The following is a 20,975-nucleotide window of genomic DNA, read 5'->3' on the forward strand; positions in this document are numbered from 1 at the left end:
GAGGCTGATGCATATATGGAAACGGGAAAAGACATAGAGCTTCGCAGTGAAGCGGTGCAGGAAGTGATGGGGCATGTGCCGTCGCGGATCGTAAGGTGGGGAATCACGGTGTTGTTTGCCGTGGTGCTCATGCTTGTCGTGGGGAGTTTTTTCTTCCGTTATCCGGATGTGGTGGAGGCGGAGATGACGTTGACAAGCCGTAATCCGGTGACGGAAGTTGTGGCACGCACATCGGGCAGGGTGAGCAACCTGTATGTTGCCGACGGGCAGGAGGTGAAAGAGGGTTTGCCGTTGGCGGTGGTAGAGAACACGGCGGTGACGGAAGATGTGTTTCGGTTGAAGAAGCTGTTGGCGCGTTATGCCGGGGAACCGGAGCGGCTGGGCTATTACCTGCTGCAGGATGTCTGGCGGCTGGGGGATATCCAGTCTGCCTATACGGCTTTGGCGTCGAAAGATCCGGCATCGCGGGATTTCCGGGCTATGTTGGGGCAGTTGCTGGCAGCGGTGAGACGTTGGGAGATGGATTATTGCATCGAGGCCTCGGCGTCGGGGCGTGTACAGTTGTTGCGGCAGGGATACCCGAACCTGTATGTGCAGGGTGGCGACCTGTTTGCGCGGATCGTGCCGGAAGATCCCGGCGAATGGATCGGGCTGGCATCGATGCCGGTCGCGAGTTCGGGAAAGGTACGGAAAGGACAGCGTGTGATCGTCCGTTTCAGTAATTTCCCGGATCAAGAGTTCGGTATCGTGGAGGGGCGTGTGTCGTCGGTCTCGATGGTCCCGTTGGAAGACAATTACAGGGTGGAGATTGCCTTCCCCGGCGGACTGACCACCAATTACGGAATCTGTCTTCCTGTGATGCAGGAAATGAAAGCCACGGCCGGAATCGTAACAGAAGAATTACGTCTGATAGAGCGTCTCTTCCAACCACTGAAAAAGATCTTGCGGGAAGGAATGTAAGTGGTTTTCCGGGCGCGAGGGAACAATTTTCCCCCTCCGGAAATTGTATATGAAAGAAGAATTGGTTGCGTTGTTCGGCGGCGCAAAACCTACCGTCCGTTTGTATCATGAGTTATTGAAGTGTATGCCTCTTGAGGAAAGGGGCATTTTTTTTGACCGTACGTTCGGGCTTGCCCTGTCGGGTTGGATGGATCTGACGCTGTCTTACCGCTTGTTTTTAATACGCTTGATCAAGAAAAACCGTCAGCCGTTTGTTGATTATATCCGGCAAAAGACGGTGCTCGGTGAGTTTTTGTATGAGATGGACGAGTTAAATCTGTTCTTGAAGGTGCTTAATTTGTTGGTAGATCCGTATAAAAATCATAAATCATCGTATACGGAAATTTCTTTTTCTCTTTTACTCGTTTTTGATATAGGTTTGTCTGTCAAGTATTTGTCCGACAAAATCCGGTATGCCCGGATGGATTCGTTTGATTTTGCCGATCTGATGGAGAAAAGCAGTGAGATGGAGTGATAGAACGATGGTTTATTTTGTATGATCATGCCATCCAGGTCACATACCTGTAAATCATCATTTATACATCCGTCTCACTGCTTTTTTAACGGTTTGCGGGTACTCTATCTTTGCAATGTGATCAAAAACAAATTATTAATCATTTAAAAATTAAAGATTATGGCTCTGAAGTACAAATTGGTTCAGAAAAGAAATTTAGGCAAGGATCAGGAAGAAAATCCTGAAAAGGTGTATGCACAGATGGTCAGTGGTGACTTGGTGACGTTTGAAGAACTGATCGAAGAAGTAGGTGACAGCACTGTTGCCGGTAGTGCCGGTGTAAAGGCTGTATTGGACCGTCTGAATGTTGTTATGGCACGTCATTTGCGTAACGGACGCCGTGTGAATGTGGGTGAATTGGGAACTTTTCGTCTGAATTTCGGTTCGCAGGGTGTTGTCGGTTCCGATAATTTTAATACAGGGTTGATCCGTGAGCCCCGTGTACGTTTCCTACCGGGTAAGGCATTGCGCACCATGAAAAGCCTTACAAATTTCGAACGAATCGTGACGGAGGCCTCCGGATCGACTCCCGATGAGGGAGAGGAAGAAAGACCGGGGGAACTTTAGAATTGACAATCGGTAAATCATAAATCTCAAATCATAAATCATGAAGAGATTGACGGTTCAGCTGACAATGGCAGTCCTGCTCACAATGAGCGGGATTGTTCTTCTCTTTTGCGGATTCTGGATCGATCCGAGGGGAGAGGTGGATAACAGTGTGTTGGTAGCTTTTGGGGAGATCAGCACGTTTGCGGGGGCGCTTTTTGGGGTGGACTACTCTTATAAATTGAGAATCAAGAATTAAAAAAGTGAAGAGAAAAATGAGAGACGAGAAATTAAGTGAACATTTCAGATTGGAAGAGATGTGTTATAGCAGGACTGCGATAGAAAAAGGAATTGGGAATATACCGGGAGAAGAGGCTCTTGCGGCGTTGAAATATCTGGTTACGGGGTTGTTGGAGCCGTTGCGGAAGTTATATGGCAAGCCGGTCGGGGTGACAAGCGGGTATCGTAGCGAGGAGGTCAACCGGTTGGTGGGAGGTGTACCCGGCAGCCAGCATACGAAAGGGGAGGCTGCCGATTGTTATGTCCCTGATGTGGCGGAACTATTGGCTGTCTTACGGCTGTCGGAGCTTGAGTTTGACCAGGCGATCTTTTACCGGAAACGGAATTTCCTCCATTTGTCGTTAAAGAAAACCGGTAAAAACAGAATGCAGGTGCTTTTACGTCTTTTGGTACTGGTATTCCTGTTGTCAGGATGTGGGCTGAGCAGGCAGAACCATCGGCTGGAATCGGCAGCCAGTTTGGAGAGTGTCCGTTTGTCTGACAGGAAGATAGGGATGTTGAAAAAGGATATCCGCCTGACCGATACGGTTGCCTGGAATTTGCAACGGATTGTTTATTTCGCTCCTGACAGTACGGGAAAGCAATATACGGAATCTGTCACGACATTTCAAATGGATCGCAGCCGGCAGCTTGCCGATACCGGGGAGATCGTGGCATACCGGCAAACGGACTATACCGGCCGTCATAAGGAGGAAACACTTAGCCGGACGGAGACCCGCCGGATAACCCGTTCACCGGGCTGTTTTTTCTTTGTGATTGTTTTTTTATTCGTCTTGAGTTTCTTTCTTTATAAAAGATTGAAGTCCGGATAATGCAATAAAAAGGTATTTCTCTCCGTATAAATCCGTATAAAATAGTAATTTTGTAAGCTAATTAAGTTATGTATATGCTAAGAACGGAAATTAGGAAATTGGGCGGATTGATTTGTTTCTTGTTTGTGGTGTTGGCCATTCAGGCACAGCAATATACGGTGACAGGAGGAAACGGGGTTCCTTATTTGTTGGAAAACCAGGGGAATCGCATACGAGTCTATCTGGTGTATGGGATGGATAATGTGGAGATTAGCTATACGTCTTCGTCTGCCAATCATCAATGGTACAGGTATAAGCAAAAGGCATTGGACCGGCAACCGGTTTCGTGTGAACAGAACGGGATGACATCTGTTATCCGGAATATAGAGGATGGAACCGGATATTATGTGGAGGATCCGGCTTCCGGTTTGAATGGTTGGTATGTGTGGATCATCGATTATAGCAAATATGCTTTTAATGTCGAGAGTGTTACAGTCAAAGGAAATTGTGACGGATTTTGGCTGGAAGGTTCTCCGGCTGTCCCGGCCATGTATTATTATACTCCGTCGGGAAGCCGGCTGGCAGTGAAGCGGGAATTCGATGTCGCTTATCAAACATTGGAATGGTCTGAAGAAAACAAGTATTTTTCACCGAAGAATGTGCAAAGAACATTGACGGAAGGTCCTTATTCGGTAAAAATAAACGATGCCAATACAATCCCGTTGTGCGATACGGAGGTCACGCTTTCCGGCGATCAGTTTGCGAAACATTTCGGGTTGGAGAAATCGATCACTTCGGAGACCTATCAGGCGGTGGCTGTCGAAGTGCATGTCGATACGACGTTCATGATGGATAATGCGGAGAATATGACAGCCGGAGACGGAGAATATCTTTCCGCTCCGGTAACGGTCACATTCCGGGCGTATGCCAATGATCCGGTAGCAACACTGTATACTTGGAAGATATATAGGAGCGATCAGGAAAACGGAGCCGAGAATCCGCTGGTGGAATACAGGGATGAGGAGGTCGATTATACATTTACGGAGAAGGGCGATTATACGGCGGTTGCGACTGTCAGCAACGCGACGGGAGAATGCGAGGCGGTTTCCAATTCGATTGAAATCAAGGTTGCCGAATCGGAGCTGCAGATCCCGAACGCTTTCTCGCCCGGAACGACGCCCGGCATCAATGATGAGTTTCGCGTCGCCTACAAATCGCTTGTGACCTATAAGTGCTGGATATTCAACCGATGGGGGGTGCAGATGTATCATTCTACGAATCCGGCTGAAGGATGGGATGGTAAAAAAGGTGGAAAATATGTTGCTCCCGGTGTCTATTTTTATGTGATAGATGCGGTGGGATCGGATGGTATTAAATATAATAAAAAAGGTTCTATAAATATTCTTAGACCCAAGAAAATTGATGATGAAATTATTGAGCAGTAACAATATTGCCGGTTTTGTGGTGGGAAGCGCTGTGTGTCTGACTGCCTGCCTTTCCATCGGTTCGAGTGATTCGGAGAAAGTGAAAGACCAACGTCCGGTCGTTTCATCGGTGACCATGTCGCCGGATATACCTTCTTCCGCCTCTTTTTGCGGAAAGGATATCGATTTGACACGTTATAATATGCATGAGGGTTTTGACCGGGAATTGAGTAGTTTTACCTATTTCCATTCTACCTCCATGCTGCTGATCAAGCGGGCAAACCGCTATTTCCCGATAATCGAACCGATCCTGAAAGCCAATGGTATTCCGGACGACTTCAAGTATCTGGCGGTAATCGAGAGCCATCTTGATCCGCGTGTCTCATCGCCTGCGCGGGCAGTAGGGACCTGGCAATTGTTGGAAGGTACGGCACGTCAGTACGGGTTGACGATAACACCTACGGTTGACGAGCGTTGCGACGTGGCAAAGGCAACTGAGGCTGCCTGCCGTTATCTGAAAGCAGCCTATGAAAAATATGGGGATTGGGCAATGGTCGCATCTTCCTATAATGCCGGTATGGGACGTATATCGGGAGAGCTTGTCAAGCAGGATGCGGACAATTCGTTCGATCTCTGGCTGGTGGAGGAGACTACGCGCTATGTCTATCGGATCATGGCTATCAAGCAGATATTTGAAGCTCCCTATAAATATGGCTTCGTGTTGAGGGCGCAGGATTTGTATAAACCGATCGAGTGCGAGAGAGTTTCCGTCTCGACGGATATTCAGGAATTGTCCGATTTTGCCAAGAAGAATGGCATCACCTATGCCGATCTGAAGCGTTTTAATCCCTGGTTACGCGATCGTAAATTGCTGACGGGGGGAAAAACATATACGATCCGGATACCGAAAGAATCTGACATGTATTATAAAACGCCTAACACCTATGTGCATAATCCGGCCTGGGTGGTGAAATAAGAAAACTGAAAATGATGAAGGATAAGAATGCATTGGAAGGCGGTCGCATTTCCGTTTTAGGTGCCCGTGTCCATAATTTGAAGAATATAGATGTCGACATACCTCGTAACAAGCTATCCGTGATTACCGGTATGAGCGGTAGTGGTAAATCGTCTTTGGCTTTCGATACGATTTTTGCGGAAGGGCAACGCCGTTATGTGGAGACTTTCTCCGCTTATGCGCGTAATTTTTTGGGAAATATGGAGCGTCCGGATGTGGATAAGATCACCGGCTTGAGCCCTGTTATCTCGATCGAGCAGAAGACAACGAACAAGAATCCAAGATCCACGGTGGGGACGACTACCGAGATTTATGACTTTTTCCGTCTGCTTTATGCAAGGGCTGGAGAGGCTTATTCGTACCTGAGTGGCGAGAAGATGGTGAAATACACCGAAGAGCAGACGTTGGAGTTGATAATGAACCAGTATAAAGGAAAAAGAACCTATCTGCTTGCTCCGCTCGTCCGTAACCGCAAGGGACATTACAAGGAACTTTTCGAACAGATGCGGAAGAAAGGATATCTGAATGTCCGGGTGGACGGTGAGATGAAGGAGATATTTCATGGCATGAAGCTCGACCGGTATAAGATGCACAGCATAGAGGTTGTGATCGATAAGCTGGTTGTTTCGGAATCGGACGAACGCCGTTTGAAAGAAAGCTTGCGCGTCGCTATGAAGCAGGGTGACGGTCTGGTACTCGTGCTGGATGCCGAGACGAACGAAGTGCGCCATTTCAGCCGCCGGCTGATGGATCCGGTGACGGGGTTGTCTTACAGCGAACCGGCTCCCCATAATTTCTCGTTCAACTCTCCGCAGGGGGCTTGCCCGAAATGTAAAGGATTGGGGCAGGTCAATTTGTTGGACATGAACAAGATCGTACCCGATGCGTCGCTCAGTATCTACAGTGGCGGTATCGTGGCGTTGGGGAAATATAAAAATTCCCTGATATTCTGGCAGATCGAAGCTATTTGTGAGAAATATGGCGTAACGCTGAAAACCCCGATCAAAGACATCCCCGAAGAAGCGATCGATGAGATTATGAACGGGACGGACGAACGTCTGCAAATTAAAAACGAGTCGCTGGGTACTTCCAATTATTTCCTGTCGTATGAAGGAGTTGCCAAATATATCCTGATGCAGCAGGAGAGCGAGGCTTCCGCTTCTGCACAGAAATGGGCGGGACAGTTTATTCGGATGGCTACCTGTCCGGAATGTAACGGGCAACGGTTGAACAAGGAGGCGCTGCACTATAAGATTGCCGGAAAGAATATCGCTGAACTTTCGGCAATGGATATTTCCGAATTGTATGAGTGGCTGGATGGCATTGAAGACCGGTTGAATCCCAAACAGCGGCAAATAGCTGTCGAAATACTGAAGGAGATCCGTTCACGTCTGAAATTCCTGTTGGATGTCGGGCTGGATTACCTTGCTTTGAACCGTGCCTCGGCGACGTTATCGGGAGGTGAGAGCCAGCGTATCCGTTTGGCGACCCAGATCGGCAGCCAGCTGGTCAATGTGCTTTATATCCTGGATGAGCCGAGTATCGGGTTGCACCAACGGGATAACGTCCGTCTGATCAACTCGTTGAAGGAATTGCGCGATACGGGTAACTCTGTTGTCGTGGTCGAGCATGACAAGGACATGATGTTGAATGCGGACTATGTGGTCGATATGGGACCGAAGGCCGGCCGTCTGGGAGGAGAAGTGGTTTTTGCCGGAACTCCCGAAGAGATGTTGAAAGCCGACACGCTTACTTCGGCCTATCTGAATGGGAAGACGGAAATTGCCGTTCCGAAAGAGCGGCGGAAAGGGAACGGACAGTTCATCACGATAAAAGGGGCGAGCGGGAATAATCTGCGGAATGTGGATGTGGCATTCCCGTTGGGCACGTTGATCTGTGTCACGGGTGTGTCCGGCAGCGGAAAGTCTTCTTTGATCAACCGGACCTTGCAACCGATTCTCAGCCAGCATTTCTATCGTTCCTTGGAAGATCCGTTGCCTTACAAGTCGATAGAAGGGATAGACAATGTCGATAAGATAGTCAATGTAGACCAGTCACCGATCGGGCGTTCGCCGAGAAGCAATCCGGCTACTTATACCGGAGTCTTTTCGGATATCCGTAACCTGTTTGTGGATCTGCCTGAATCGAAAGTGCGCGGTTACAAACCCGGACGTTTTTCGTTCAATGTCTCCGGCGGACGTTGCGAGACGTGCAAGGGGAACGGATACAAGACGATTGAGATGAATTTCCTGCCGGATGTATTGGTCCCCTGTGAAGAATGTCATGGCAAGCGGTACAACCGGGAAACGTTGGAAGTCCGCTTTCGCGGGAAATCCATTGCGGACGTTTTGGATATGACAATCAACATGGCGGTGGAGTTTTTCGAGAATATCCCGTCGATCCTGTCGAAAGTGAAAGTCTTACAGGATGTCGGCCTGGGTTATATCAAGTTGGGGCAACCCTCTACGACTCTTTCCGGGGGGGAGAGCCAGCGTGTCAAACTGGCGACCGAACTGGCAAAGAAGGATACGGGCAAGACGCTTTATGTATTGGACGAGCCGACGACAGGTCTTCATTTCGAAGATATACGGGTTTTGCTGGGTGTCCTGAACAAGCTGGTGGATAAGGGAAATACGATCATCGTCATCGAACACAACCTCGATGTCATCAAATGTGCCGACTATCTGATCGATATGGGCCCCGAAGGCGGACGTAACGGTGGGCAGATCCTTTTCACCGGAACTCCCGAAGAAATGGTAAAAGCGAAAACAAAGAGCTATACGGCTCCATTTTTGAAAGACGAATTAAAAAAGCGATAAGAAATGAAGAATCCTATTCAGATGATTAAACAATGCGTGGAGAAGGAAGAACCTTACTTCTTGCTGCGCGGACAGGATTTATGTGCGTTGAAGGCCATTGAAACCTATTATGAGGAGGTGAAGAAGCATGTGAAAGATCCTTACTTTATTGAAGAGATAGAAGAGATAATGAAAGATTTCCGGGCTTTCCGGGAAGAACAGGAAACCCATATACCGGATTAAAAGATGGCGGACGACAGTTACAAAACCATAAAGCAGGTAGCCGAAGGGTACTATACGGAGAAGCGCAGCCGCTTTATCTCGTATGCGATCCCCGTGCGTACGGTGGAAGAGGTGAAAGAGCAACTGGACAAATACCGTAAACAGTATTACGACGCCCGCCACGTCTGCTGGGCCTATATGTTAGGACCCGAACGCCTCACTTTCCGTGCGAACGATGACGGTGAACCCTCGTCTACTGCGGGAAAACCGATCCTGGGACAGATCAACTCGAACGGACTGACGGATATCCTGATCGTCGTGGTCCGCTATTTCGGCGGAATCGAATTGGGAACGAGCGGCTTGATTGTCGCTTACCGGACAGCCGCCGCCGAAGCGATAGCTGCTGCCGAGATAGAAGAGCGTACTGTTGATGAGGATATCACCATTGCATTCGAATATCCTTATCTGAACGGAATCATGCGCATTGTCAAGGAAGAGAATCCGGTGATCGTCTCTCAAAAATTTGAAATGGATTGCGAAATGACACTTCGCATTCGCAAAGGAGAGGTTGAACGTCTGAAAGCGCGTTTATTGAAGGTGGAAAGTGCCTGTATTCCCAAAAACGAATTATGATTTCTGTGCTCACCATAGTGTTTAATTTAATTTTAACTGGTATATTTGTCGTGTGGGTTGAAAAACTGACCCGCAGCACTTACGAACTGGAGTCTGCAGGCAGGTAGGCTGATAGTTGTTAGGAAGAACTCAAAGGGATGCGGTCTGCGGATCGTTCCCTGTAAATATTTAATATCTATGGATAGAACCATTAACGTTATCCTTAAGCCGTTGCGTCGTTTCGCTATGCAGAAACCGAACGCGAGTATCTTATTGTTCATGGCTACGATTCTTGCCATGCTATTCGCCAATTCCCCCTGGGCAGAGTCTTATCACAACATCCTGTCTCATCCGATCGATTTGAAGATAGGCAATTTCACTCCGTTTATGCATCATGGCGAAGCGATGCCGATGTTGGCCTTTGTGAATGATGCTTTGATGGCGGTTTTCTTTTTTGTGATCGGATTGGAGATCAAACAGGAGATTCTGATCGGGGAGTTGAGTTCGGTACGGAAAGCGTTGCTCCCGATTATTGCGGCTTGCGGTGGAATGATCGTTCCGGTATTGTTTTATTTCCTGGTTTGCCCCTCTGCGCCCGATGTGCGAGGTGTGGCTATTCCGATGGCGACCGATATCGCCTTTGCGCTGGCTGTTTTAGGGCTGTTGGGGAAACGGGTACCACTCAGCATGCGTATCTTCTTGACAGCATTGGCGGTGGTGGACGATATTGGCGGCATTATCATTATCGCCTTGTTCTATAGTGGTGAGATTGCGTTCGAGCCTCTTCTGATCTCACTTGCCTTGTTGATATTGCTGTATGTGGGGGGAAAGATGAAGGTGAATAACATTGTCTTCTATTATATAATCGGTTTCTTCGTGTGGATGTTGTTTCTTGAATCGGGTATTCATCCGACGATAGCGGGGGTACTGGTCGCATTCACAGTTCCGGCTCGTCCGGTTGTCAAGTTAGATGATTTCACTTGCGAAATGACAGGTTATCTGGATATGCTGGATTACACCGAAGTACGTCATTCCAGGCAGGCTGCGGTTCTCTCGCCGACACAGATACAGGTCCTCAATAATATCCATTCATTGGCGGATAAAACGATCAGCCCGTTACAGAGCATCGCCGACAAACTCCATCCGTTAGTCAATTATCTGATCTTGCCACTTTTCGCTTTCGTTAATGCCGGCGTAACTTTCGGAGATATCGGGATCGGTTCGTTACCGGGAATCCCGTTGGCTGTATTCCTCGGTCTGTTTGTCGGAAAGTCGTTGGGTATATTCCTGTTTACTTATGTTTTTGTTCGTTTGCGTCTTGCCACGATGCCGGAAGGAGTGAGCAAGCGGAACCTTTTCGGGGTGTCGATGTTGGGGGGGATCGGTTTTACGGTTGCCCTCTTTATCGCAAACCTTTCTTTTGCAGGAATGCCCGATATTGGAGCGGAATTGTTGAACCAGGCGAAACTGGGTGTATTTGCCGGTTCGTTCATTTCCGGTTTGTGTGGCTATTTGATATTAAAAAAAGTATTACCTGAAAAAATATAGAGATGGACAGACGCAAATTTATTCAGACAGGAGTAGCCGGAATAGCCGGTTTATCTTTAGCCCGTACGGGGCTTGCCGATATACAGGTGACTGTTTCTTCGGATGTATCGGTCGACAGGGTGAAACTGGGAAAGACGGGGTTGAAAGTTTCCCGCATTGCTATGGGAACCGGAACGAAAGGTTGGAACTATCAATCCAACCAGACCCGGATCGGAATGGATAACTTTGTAAAAATGGCCCGTCACGGTTATGAACGAGGTATCCGCTTCTTTGACATGGCCGATATGTACGGTTCGCAGCCGTTTGTCGGAAAAGCCTTGAAAGAGCTACCCCGCGAGAAACTCACGCTGATGACGAAGATGTGGACTTACGAGGAAGGGTCGGAAAAGCGCGAAGCGGTAGAAACAACTCTCGACCGTTTCAGGCGGGAAGCCGGAACGGACTATTTCGATATCCTCCTGCTGCACTGCATGACGAAAGGCGACTGGGCGGAAACCCGTAAGTTTTATATGGACGGCCTGGCAAAAGCCAAGCAGGACGGCATTGTGAAAGCTGTCGGTGTCTCTTGCCATAACTGGGATGCGATGGTCGAGGCTGTCAACAACCCTTGGTGTGATGTTATCCTTGCTCGCCTGAATCCGTTCCAGAGCCATATGGACGGCACGCCTGAAGCCGTAAACGAACTTTTAGGTAAGGCCCGCAAGAAAGGCAAAGGTGTTATCGGAATGAAAATTTTCGGTGAAGGCAAACATGTTTCCGATGCCGAACGTGAACGTTCCATCCGTTTTGCTGTCACCGAAAGTAATCTGCATTGCATGACACTCGGCCTGGAGTCCATCGTGCAGATGGATGATGCGATAGAGCGGGTGATGCGGAATGCCAAAGGATAGTTGCTTTATTTCACTGTTCTGCATGCCTTGTGCCGGTACTGGTAATCTATCGTCAATGAGATAAAGATGATCAGTTCGGCACACGGAACAGCCAACCATAACCCCTTTTCTCCCAGCAGGTGAGGAAGAGCGAGGAAACAGATACTCATCAGGATGATCCCTCTCAAGAGCATAAAAAACATTGCTTTCTTTGCCAATTCGATACTCTGGTAGTACCCGATCCATGTAATATTCAAGGCAAAGCAAATAAATCCGGAGGCGAAGTAGGGGATTCCATTCGTCGCAATCTCGTAAGCCGGGCAACCGGGCTCCAGAAACATCGCTACGATATAAGGACAAAACAGATACATCACGGCAAAAGCCATCAGTCCGGAGATAAATGCTGTTTTCAACGAAAGCCGGAACGTCGCATGTACCCGTGCTGCATTTCCCGCACCATAGTTATAGCTGATGATCGGCTGGGCCGACTGGGCGATCGCGTTCGCGATCATGAATACAATAGGCAGGCAGTAGCAAGCTACGCTGTATGCCGCCACGCCATCTTCTTTCAGCATCCGGATAAAAGCATAGTTGCCGACTAGCATCATGCAGGCGATTGCCAATTCTCCCAACATCGCCGAAGCTCCCAAACGAATCATATATCCCGTGTTCCGACAGGTCAGGCGCAGGCTTTTCAGGCTCATTTTCAACTTGTATAAATGTAACGTCCTGGAGAAACCGAGCAAGTAGACCAAGACCATCAATCCGCCTGCCACCTCTGCTAACGCGGTTGCCAGTGCAGCCCCGGTCAACCCCATCTGCATCGGGAAGACGAAAATATAGTCGAGTACGACATTTATCAATGCCGGAATAACGTTGCACAACATTGCAAATTTCGGCGAACCGTCCAACCTGATCATAAACATCCCAATATTGGCAAGCATACTGAATATGGAGAACGGTACGATCCATTTCATATACTCCAGTACAAGCGGCAACAACTGGTCGGAGCTTCCCAGCATATAGGCCGTCTGTTTGTTGAATAGCATCACCAAAGATATTCCTGCTACCATCAACAGAAGGGACACCAGCAACGCCTGTGTGATATTGATGTTTGCGGCCTTGACCTTCCTTTGCGACAGGTGGACGGAGGCCACGACTGACGAACCTACCCCGAAAAGCAACCCGATCCCTGTCGTTATCATAAAAATCGGAGCGACGATATTGACGGCAGCTAATGCGTCACTCCCCACGCCACGTCCTACGAATATACCGTCGGCGATCGTGATGCACGCCATACAAACCATTCCTAATAATGTCGGGAAAAAGATTTTGCGGAATAGAACCGGAATGTTCATACTACCAAAATCAATACGATCTCTCTGCATACCTCAAATAACTTTTTATTTTGGTTTGCAAAAGTAGTCCTTTAAGTTCGGTTAAAAATACTATTGGGCAAAAAAATGGTAAAAAAGCGAGAATGATAATGTATATAAAAAACTTATATTTGCAGGAAGTCTGTTTATCTAACGTGTAACTGTTAATTTCAGAAAATATGGCGAAATATCTGTATTATATCTGTGCCTGCTGTCTTTTGTTCTTATTCAGCAGATGTGAGGGGAAAAGTAAAGGCGAGTCCGAGGAACAGCCTTTCAGTCCTTATGTGGAGGCGTTTACCTCCGGTACGATTTCAAGATATACACCCGTATATCTGATTTTCAATCAGGAAATAGCGACCGACAAGATGAAGCCTGACCAGCTTCGCAACTTAGTTAGGATCAAACCCGAAACAGCCGGAGAGTTCGCTTTCGAGAACAACCGGACGATCGTTTTCAAGCCCGCCAAAAGTTTCGAGCGCAATACCCGTTATGAGGTAAAGGCTGACCTATCGGAGTGGTTCGACACGGAGCGAAAGGACAAATATTTTACTTTCAGGTTCTCAACGCAATCTTTGCTGTTGCGTGCCAACTTGCAATCCGTCGATATCAACCAAAAGAATGAAAACGGTTATGACATTGTCTGTTCGTTGTTCACACCGGACAGAGAAACCCCCGAAACCGTAGAATCTCTTGTCCGTTTTTCTGAAAAAGCGGATGTCACCTGGCAGCATACCCCCGACGGGAAGAGGCACGAAGCCTCCATCCAGAACATACAAGCCGGGACGGAGGCGGCACGTTCCTTTAAGCTGTCCGTCGCCCCGAACAAACTAAATGTTCCGGAGGAAGAACTGTTATCCGTCAATATCCCCGATCTGAATGATTTTGCAGTATACGATGTCAAATATGTTGCAGAGCCGGAGCGCTACGTCGAGGTCTCTTTTACGAAACTGCTCGATGCGGCACAGAATATGCAGGGGCTTGCCTGGATCGACGGCAACAAATCGGAAGCGACCAATGTCGAGGGCAATAAGCTTCGCCTTTATCCCGATGCCGGTAGCAAAGGAGCCTTGAACGTTCATTTGAGCCAGAATATCAGAAGTAAAAACGGACTGAACCTGAAAGAGAGCGTTGTTCGCCAAATCGTTGTCAGCGATGAAAAACCGGAAGCCCGTTTTATTGGTGACGGTGTGATCATTCCGCAGTCCACACAGCTGACGATCCCCTTCCAGGCTGTCTACCTGCGTGGCGTGATAGTGCGTGTCATCAAGATATTCGAACAGAACATCGGGCAATTCCTCCAGATAAACGACCTTGACGGAACGGGCGACCTGATGCGTGTCGGCCGCCTGATTGCTCGTAAAACAATCTTCCTCGATGAAGACGCCGCTTCGGATCTAAGCCGTTGGAATACCTACGCAATCGATTTGAAAGAGCTGGTCGATCCCGAACCCGGTGCCATCTATCGGGTGGAATTGTCGTTCAACCGGGATCTGTCCGCCTATCCTTGTGAAGCTTTCGTGAAGAAAAGCAAAGAACAACTGCTTGCTGATGACGAGATCAAGTTCAAGGAAGAGAGCTGTCGGTTCGATGGAGGCGGTTACTACTACTATAATGGCGACTTCGACTGGTCAGACTATAAATACAGCGAGCGCAACGATCCCTGTTCGAACAGCTACTACTATAACACGACCGTCGGCAAGAATGTCCTTGCCACCAATCTCGGCCTGTTGGCGATGGCCGGTGAAGATAACGAAATGACTGTCCTTGTGCATAACATTCTGAATACCAATCCGGAGAAAGGTGTCAAAGTCGCTGCCTACAACTACCAGCGTCAGGAATTGGCTTCCGGCGTGACGGACGACAAAGGACAAGTGCGTTTCTCTCTGAAAGACAGCAAACCGTTCTACTTGACTGCTTCTTTCGGACAGCAACGCTCGTACCTTCGTGTGGACGACGGTTCGGCCTTGTCGTTAAGTTCGTTCGATGTCTCCGGCGAAGTCGTGCAGAAAGGCATCAAGGGGTTTATCTACGGTGACCGTGGCGTGTGGCGTCCGGGAGACACATTGCATCTCGGTTTTATGCTGAACGACCGCAGCCGGATGCTTCCTGCAAACCACCCGGTCATCATGGAACTCTACAACCCGCTCGGCCAGCTTTATTTGCGCAAGACTCAGACAAAAGGTGAATTAGGACTCTATGCCTTCGACATGCCGACCGAACCCGATGCCCCGACAGGAGCCTGGAATGTCAACGTGAATGTCGGCGGTGCCACTTTTACGAAGCGCCTCCGTATCGAAACGATCAAACCGAATCGTTTGAAGATATCCCTGACTATGCCTGAAAAAAAATTACTTCGGGGTGAACCGCTTGACGCCACTATGCATGTGGAATGGCTGCAAGGTGCGACCGCCCGTAACCTGAAATACGACATTCAAGGAACCTTCATATCGACCCCGACAACCTTTGCCGGTTATAAGAATTTTTATTTCGATGATCCGTCGAAAATTTTCAACAGTGAAGAAAGCAAAGTGATTTCCGGTACGACCGATGCCGCCGGCAATGCCATCATCAAGGCACGTTTCGAGATAGGAGCCTCGGCTCCCGGCATGTTGTTGGCGAACTTCGTTACCCGTGTATATGAGGAATCCGGAGATTTCAGCATCGATGCCAACCGAGCGTTCTATTCACCCTACCGGCGCTACGTCGGTATCAGGTCGCCCCAGCAAGATGGTGGGGAGCCGTTGAAGACCGGAACCGAATATAAATATGAAGTGGCCTCCGTCAATTACCTCGGACAGCCGGTAACCGATACCGAACTCGAAGTGAAGGTCTATAAAGTTTATTGGTATTGGTGGTGGAACTCCGACAACGGCAGCTTGGCGAACTACGTATCCAACTCATACAACAAGCCGGTGAAAACCTTTACCGTCCGTACGGGAGCGAATGGCACGGCCTCTTTCAATCTGAAGTATGCCGATGCCGATTGGGGGACCTATTTCATCTCGGTGAAAGACAAGGATAGCAAGCACTCCACCGGCGTGATGAACTATTTCGACTGGCCTTACAGCGAAGGGCGGCGCGATGCCGACGGCTCTTCATCCGCCAATATGCTTACCTTCAAGACCGACAAAGACACCTATGCGCCGGGAGAACAGATTGTCGTCACCTTCCCTTCCGTAAAGGGAAGCCGTGCGATTGTCAGCATCGAGAACGGCACGCGTGTCCTCTCGACTACCGAGCACATGTGTGAGGACCGGCAGACCACGGTCAAGATAGACGTCACCCCCGATATGCAGCCGAATGCGTACCTCTATATAACGTTGTTGCAACCGCACGGAATCACGAAGAACGATCTGCCGATCCGCATGTACGGTGTCGTTCCTTTCACGGTAACTTCTCCCGAAAGCCATTTGGCTCCGGTTATCCGTATGGCGGACGAGGTCAAGCCTGAAGCTCCTTACCACGTGACGGTTTCCGAAAAGAACGGTCGCGAGATGGCCTATACGCTGGCGATTGTCGACGAAGGGTTACTTGACCTGACCCGTTTTCGCACGCCCGATCCTTGGCAGGCGTTTAATGCTCGAGAGGCTTTGGGGGTCAATACCTGGGATTTATACAACTATGTGGTCGGCGCGTATGGCGGCCGCATCGAGCAACTGTTCAGTATCGGTGGCGACGATGCCTTGAACAAAGGCCCGAAAGCAATCGTGAACCGTTTCAAGCCGGTCGTACAGTTTGCCGGTCCGTTCTTACTGAAAAAGGGAGAAAAACGACAGCATACTTATATGATGCCGAACTATAACGGCCGTGTCCGTGTCATGGTTGTTACAGGAAACGGAGAGGCTTATGGCAACACGGAGAAGAGTGTGCTCGTGCGCAAGCCAGTCATGTTGCTCGGCACGCTTCCACGCGTCATCGGCATAGAAGAGGAAATGGTGGTCCCGGCTACTGTCTTTGCTACTGAGAAAGAGGTCGGAAACGTTCAGGTCACGATTGCTTGTTCCGATAATATGGAGGTGATCGGCGAGGCGAGCCGTACGTTGCATTTTGAAACGGTCAGCGACAAATTGGCGCAGTTCCGTATCCGTGTGAAAGATACCCCAGGAGTCGGACACGTGAAGATCACGGCTACCGGTGGAGGAGAAAAGTCTGTGTATGAAACCGATATCGAAATTCGTTCCGTGCGCCGTCCGCAAGTCAAGGTGACGCCTGTGACGCTCGAAGCCGGAAAGAGTTGGAAAGGAACGGTCGACCTGCCCGGAACGGACGGCACGAACTCCCTTGTGCTCGAAATGTCGGATGTCCAGCCCGTCAATCTCTCCACACGGTTGTCCTATCTGTTGGGCTATCCACATGGATGTGTCGAACAAATCACCTCGAAAGGATTCCCGCAACTATACTTAAGTGAGTTCGCTTCGTTGACCCGCGAACAAGAACAATCGGCCGAAGCGGATGTGAAAGAAGTGATCCGCCGCCTGCGCTCCTACCAGACGGTAGACGGTTCTTTCTCCTACTGGCCCGGTGGTACGAGTAGCAATGCCTGGGGTACTGTTTATGCCACCCACTTCCTGCTCGAAGCAGAAAAGAAGGGATATCTCGTGTCTGAGGCAATGAAGCGAAATGTGTTGAACGATTTGATCCGTATCGCCCGTAACTGGAAGCCGGCAACTTCTTCTTTTGCCGAATCCGAAGAGATGACTCAGGCATACCGTCTGTTTGTCCTTGCTTTAGGGCAAGCATCTGAGGTTGGCGCCATGAATCGCCTGAAAGAGAGTAAGACGCTCACGCCTATGAGCCGCTATCTGTTGGCGGGCGCTTACGCTTTGGCCGGCCGTCCGGATGTCTCGAAGGAGTTGATCGAAAAGACAACGGCTTTGACAACCGCTTATTCCGAATACGACCAGACGTTCGGCAGCGACCTGCGTGACAACTCGATCCGTCTGATGACGCTCTGCTTGCTCGACAACGGCAAGGAAGCAGCTCTCTTGGCGAATGAAATCTCCAAGACACTCGCTTCCGACGATTGGCTGAGCACGCAATCCACGGCGTTCAGCTTGGTGGCTCTTTCCAGTTATATGGAGAAATACAAGGTGTCCGGTTCGATGGACTTTTCCTATACCTTAGGAGGCAAGACGGAAAAAGTTTCCACCACTCGAAACATCTGGACGGAAACTTTGCTCGATAAGGCGGCCTCTTCCGTCTCTTTGGAGCTGAGAAACACCGGCAATTCTACTTTGTTTGCCCGTCTCGTGACCGAAGGAATCCCTGCCGAGGGCAAAGAAGATGCCTATGCGAACGGTCTGACACTTGCTGTCAGCTATATGGATCAGAACGGCCTTCCGGTGAATGCTTCCGCCTTGCAACAGGGTACGAACTTCACGGCCGTGGTGACCATTGCGAACCCGTCTGCGCGTGATTATAGCCACTTGGTGCTGACCGAGATTTTCCCGGCAGGCTGGGAGATACTGAACACGCGCTTCCTCACCACGGGTGGCACGGCCGACAACCGGGTGGCGGGCATCAACTACCAGGATATCCGCGATGATCGCGCCTACAGTTACATTGATTATCTGCCTGCCGGAAAACAGGTGACGGTCCGCATTAACCTCTGTGCCGTCTACCCCGGCCGTTTCTACTTGCCTCCGGTCTATTGCGAGGCAATGTACGACCGTCTGATCCGGGCGAATACGGCGGGTAAGATAGTAACGGTCGAGTGAATTTGGGTGTGGTTGCCTTGTTAAATCGGTAAGGAGGCACAGAGTTTTTCCAAATACTCTGCGTCTACCTCATCAAACTCATTCAGTTTGTCGCTATCGATGTCCAGTACGGCAACCACTTTTCCACCTCTGACTACCGGTACGACGATCTCCGACCGCGAGTCGGAGCTACAGGCAATGTGTCCCGGAAACTGCTCCACATCCGGGACAACGATTGTCCGTGCTTCTTTCCATGCAGTCCCGCATACACCTTTTCCATACCGGATGCGTGTGCAGGCAAGAGGGCCTTGGAACGGGGCGAGCACGAGCATCTCCTCTTTTACCCGGTAAAAACCGACCCAGAAGAAATCGAATGTCTGTTTCAGGGCTGCGGCGACATTCGCCATGTTGGCTACTGTATCTGTTTCTCCCGTTGTCAGCGATAGCAGTTGAGGGAGCAATGTCTCATACATTTCTTGTTTGTTCCCTCCGTTGATTATTAAATTTTCCGCCATATTCTTATGTTTTATGAGAGAACAAAAATAACCTTTTTATTCTAAATAAATTTTATTTACCTTTGTCTTGATACCAAAAATATTGATAGACATGGATAATAAAATCATATTGGCCATCGGCCGGCAGTTCGGTAGCGGTGGCCGTGAGATAGGGCAGAAGCTGGCAAAAGAGTTGGGCATCGGTTATTATGACAAGGAACTGATGGCGCTTGCCGCGAAAGAAAGCGGATTGAGCGAGGAATTTTTTGAGAAAGCTGACGAGAAGGCTTCCAGTGGTTTGGCTTATGCCTTTACGATGGGCTATTCGTATATGGGGTTGTTTCCGCCGTATGCGGATGTGTTGTCTAACGACCGTTTGTTTCTGTATCAGAGCGATACGATCCGTAATCTGGCAGAAAAAAATTCTTGTGTGATTGTCGGACGGTGTGCTGATTATATCTTGCGTGATGATCCCGACTGCCTGAGTTTCTTTATCCACAACAACAAAGAGAACCGCATTCAACGGATCATCGAAAGTCAAGGCCTGACGGTCGAAGAGGCGGAGGAATTGATGGTGAAGACAGACAAGTCGCGTGCCGCCTACTACAATTATTATACGAATAAGGAATGGGGAGTTGCATCTACTTACAACTTCTCGATAGATGTCTCGGTGCTGGGGATAGATGAAACAGTTGCGTTCATGAAGAATTTTGTGGAACGGAAAATGAACAAGCGTCCGCCACATTTCGGATAATTTATTATCTTTGCAACCGACTTATCATAGGGGTGCCTTACTATACAGGCTGAGATTATACCCATTGAACCTGCCGGATAACGCCGTGAAGGGAAAAGGTAGAATTACTAAATAAAGGGAAGCGTTACCTCTATGTGCTTCCCGATGTTTAAACTCTAATTATTATTTTGTAATGGAACAGATTGTTTCAACAGGAATTATTGACTCTTACTTTGCAAAGTTAAAGAGTAATTTGTCTATTGATGTCGCTATTGTCGGAGGGGGTCCTTCCGGTATTGTCGCTGCTTATTATCTGGCTAAGGCCGGAAAGAAGGTGGCATTGTTCGACCGCAAGCTGGCTCCCGGTGGAGGTATGTGGGGCGGCGCCATGATGTTTAACGATATCGTGGTTCAGGAAGAAGCTATGCCGATCGTACGCGAGTTGGGTGTAAGTTATAAGGATGCCGGAAACGGTACTTACATTATGGATTCAGTACACACGACTTCGGCTTTGATATATAACGCGACAAAAGCCGGTGCGACTATTTTCAACTGCTATTCCGTAGAAGACGTGGTGTTCCATAACGATGCCGTAGCCGGTGTGGTTGTGAACTGGGCTCCGGTGATCCGCGAAGGCATGCATGTGGACCCGCTGACGATCATGTCCAAGGCTGTTCTGGAGGGGACAGGCCATGATTGTGAAATTGCCCGCGTGGTGGCTCGCAAGAATGATATCAAGCTGAATACTCCGACCGGAGGCGTGATCGGCGAACGTTCGCTTAATGTCGAACTGGGTGAATCTACAACCGTAGAAAATACGAAAGAAATCTATCCGGGACTGTTCGTCTCCGGTATGGCGGCCAACGGTGTGAGTGGAAGTTTCCGTATGGGACCGATCTTCGGCGGTATGCTGATGAGCGGCAAGAAGGCGGCCGAACTTATTTGTGCTAAACTGGATAAATAGGACTTGCTCCCGATACGGGAAGATGTCCAGACATCTTTTTCAGGTATTTTAGGGCGGTGTTTCAAAAGGGG

Annotated in this window: 17 protein-coding genes; 15 read left to right on the top strand and 2 right to left on the bottom strand. The window is 49.1% G+C overall.

Annotated elements, in window-relative coordinates; genetic code table 11:
• The first annotated feature begins 15 nt into the window (after positions 1-15).
• The 12 genes from BQ9893_RS01305 (at position 16) to BQ9893_RS01360 (ending at position 11,659) form a co-directional block, all read left to right on the top strand.
• Complete coding sequence (locus BQ9893_RS01305; RefSeq protein WP_075964384.1) at positions 16-960, top strand: beta-barrel domain-containing protein; 945 nt, start codon at positions 16-18, stop codon at positions 958-960.
• A gap of 49 nt (positions 961-1,009) precedes the next feature.
• Positions 1,010-1,474: a hypothetical protein gene (locus tag BQ9893_RS01310; protein WP_075964385.1), complete on the top strand. Its 465-nt coding sequence runs from the start codon at positions 1,010-1,012 to the stop codon at positions 1,472-1,474.
• 159 nt (positions 1,475-1,633) lie between these two features.
• Positions 1,634-2,080, top strand: a complete 447-nt coding sequence (locus tag BQ9893_RS01315) for an HU family DNA-binding protein (RefSeq protein WP_075964386.1) — start codon at positions 1,634-1,636, stop codon at positions 2,078-2,080.
• 40 nt (positions 2,081-2,120) lie between these two features.
• Positions 2,121-2,318 carry a hypothetical protein gene (locus tag BQ9893_RS01320; RefSeq protein WP_075964387.1) on the top strand — a complete coding sequence of 66 codons (198 nt, stop codon included), beginning with the start codon at positions 2,121-2,123 and terminating at the stop codon, positions 2,316-2,318.
• 16 nt (positions 2,319-2,334) lie between these two features.
• Positions 2,335-3,171 (top strand): D-Ala-D-Ala carboxypeptidase family metallohydrolase, encoded by an 837-nt coding sequence (locus tag BQ9893_RS01325; protein ID WP_075964388.1) that lies wholly within the window; start codon positions 2,335-2,337, stop codon positions 3,169-3,171.
• Between the two features lie 68 nt (positions 3,172-3,239).
• Positions 3,240-4,595, top strand: coding sequence for a T9SS type B sorting domain-containing protein (locus tag BQ9893_RS01330; RefSeq protein ID WP_075964389.1), 1,356 nt, complete (start codon positions 3,240-3,242; stop codon positions 4,593-4,595).
• On the top strand, positions 4,573-5,550 hold the full coding sequence (locus BQ9893_RS01335; RefSeq protein ID WP_075964390.1) for a lytic transglycosylase domain-containing protein: 978 nt from the start codon (positions 4,573-4,575) through the stop codon (positions 5,548-5,550). Before BQ9893_RS01330 ends, BQ9893_RS01335 begins: the two co-directional genes overlap by 23 nt.
• A gap of 11 nt (positions 5,551-5,561) precedes the next feature.
• The gene (gene uvrA, locus BQ9893_RS01340) at positions 5,562-8,408 is read left to right on the top strand and encodes an excinuclease ABC subunit UvrA (RefSeq protein WP_075964391.1); all 2,847 of its coding nucleotides are present in this window, start codon (positions 5,562-5,564) and stop codon (positions 8,406-8,408) included.
• 3 nt (positions 8,409-8,411) lie between these two features.
• Positions 8,412-8,630 carry a hypothetical protein gene (locus BQ9893_RS01345; protein WP_008148475.1) on the top strand — a complete coding sequence of 73 codons (219 nt, stop codon included), beginning with the start codon at positions 8,412-8,414 and terminating at the stop codon, positions 8,628-8,630.
• Between the two features lie 3 nt (positions 8,631-8,633).
• Positions 8,634-9,242 carry an IMPACT family protein gene (locus BQ9893_RS01350; protein WP_075964392.1) on the top strand — a complete coding sequence of 203 codons (609 nt, stop codon included), beginning with the start codon at positions 8,634-8,636 and terminating at the stop codon, positions 9,240-9,242.
• 177 nt (positions 9,243-9,419) lie between these two features.
• Complete coding sequence (nhaA, locus tag BQ9893_RS01355) at positions 9,420-10,769, top strand: Na+/H+ antiporter NhaA (RefSeq protein ID WP_075964393.1); 1,350 nt, start codon at positions 9,420-9,422, stop codon at positions 10,767-10,769.
• Positions 10,770-10,771: 2 nt separating this feature from the next.
• On the top strand, positions 10,772-11,659 hold the full coding sequence (locus BQ9893_RS01360; protein ID WP_075964394.1) for an aldo/keto reductase: 888 nt from the start codon (positions 10,772-10,774) through the stop codon (positions 11,657-11,659).
• 5 nt (positions 11,660-11,664) lie between these two features.
• Here the strand turns inward: BQ9893_RS01360 and BQ9893_RS01365 are convergent, their stop codons facing one another.
• Entirely contained in the window at positions 11,665-13,026 is a 1,362-nt protein-coding gene (locus BQ9893_RS01365; protein WP_075964395.1) for an MATE family efflux transporter, read from the bottom strand.
• A 167-nt stretch (positions 13,027-13,193) separates the two neighbouring features.
• Between BQ9893_RS01365 and BQ9893_RS01370 the strand changes: the two genes are divergently transcribed.
• On the top strand, positions 13,194-18,734 hold the full coding sequence (locus BQ9893_RS01370) for an alpha-2-macroglobulin family protein (RefSeq protein ID WP_075964396.1): 5,541 nt from the start codon (positions 13,194-13,196) through the stop codon (positions 18,732-18,734).
• 20 nt (positions 18,735-18,754) lie between these two features.
• On the opposite strand, the gene BQ9893_RS01375 is transcribed toward BQ9893_RS01370, so the two are convergent.
• Positions 18,755-19,228 (bottom strand): GAF domain-containing protein, encoded by a 474-nt coding sequence (locus BQ9893_RS01375; protein WP_075964397.1) that lies wholly within the window; start codon positions 19,226-19,228, stop codon positions 18,755-18,757.
• A 91-nt stretch (positions 19,229-19,319) separates the two neighbouring features.
• On the opposite strand from BQ9893_RS01375, the gene BQ9893_RS01380 reads away from it, so the two are divergent.
• On the top strand, positions 19,320-19,961 hold the full coding sequence (locus BQ9893_RS01380) for a cytidylate kinase-like family protein (protein WP_075964398.1): 642 nt from the start codon (positions 19,320-19,322) through the stop codon (positions 19,959-19,961).
• A gap of 172 nt (positions 19,962-20,133) precedes the next feature.
• The gene (locus BQ9893_RS01385; RefSeq protein ID WP_075964399.1) at positions 20,134-20,904 is read left to right on the top strand and encodes a sulfide-dependent adenosine diphosphate thiazole synthase; all 771 of its coding nucleotides are present in this window, start codon (positions 20,134-20,136) and stop codon (positions 20,902-20,904) included.
• The last annotated feature ends 71 nt before the right edge of the window (positions 20,905-20,975 follow it).

This window comes from Parabacteroides massiliensis, from assembly GCF_900155425.1.
GTDB classification, from domain to species: domain Bacteria; phylum Bacteroidota; class Bacteroidia; order Bacteroidales; family Tannerellaceae; genus Parabacteroides; species Parabacteroides massiliensis.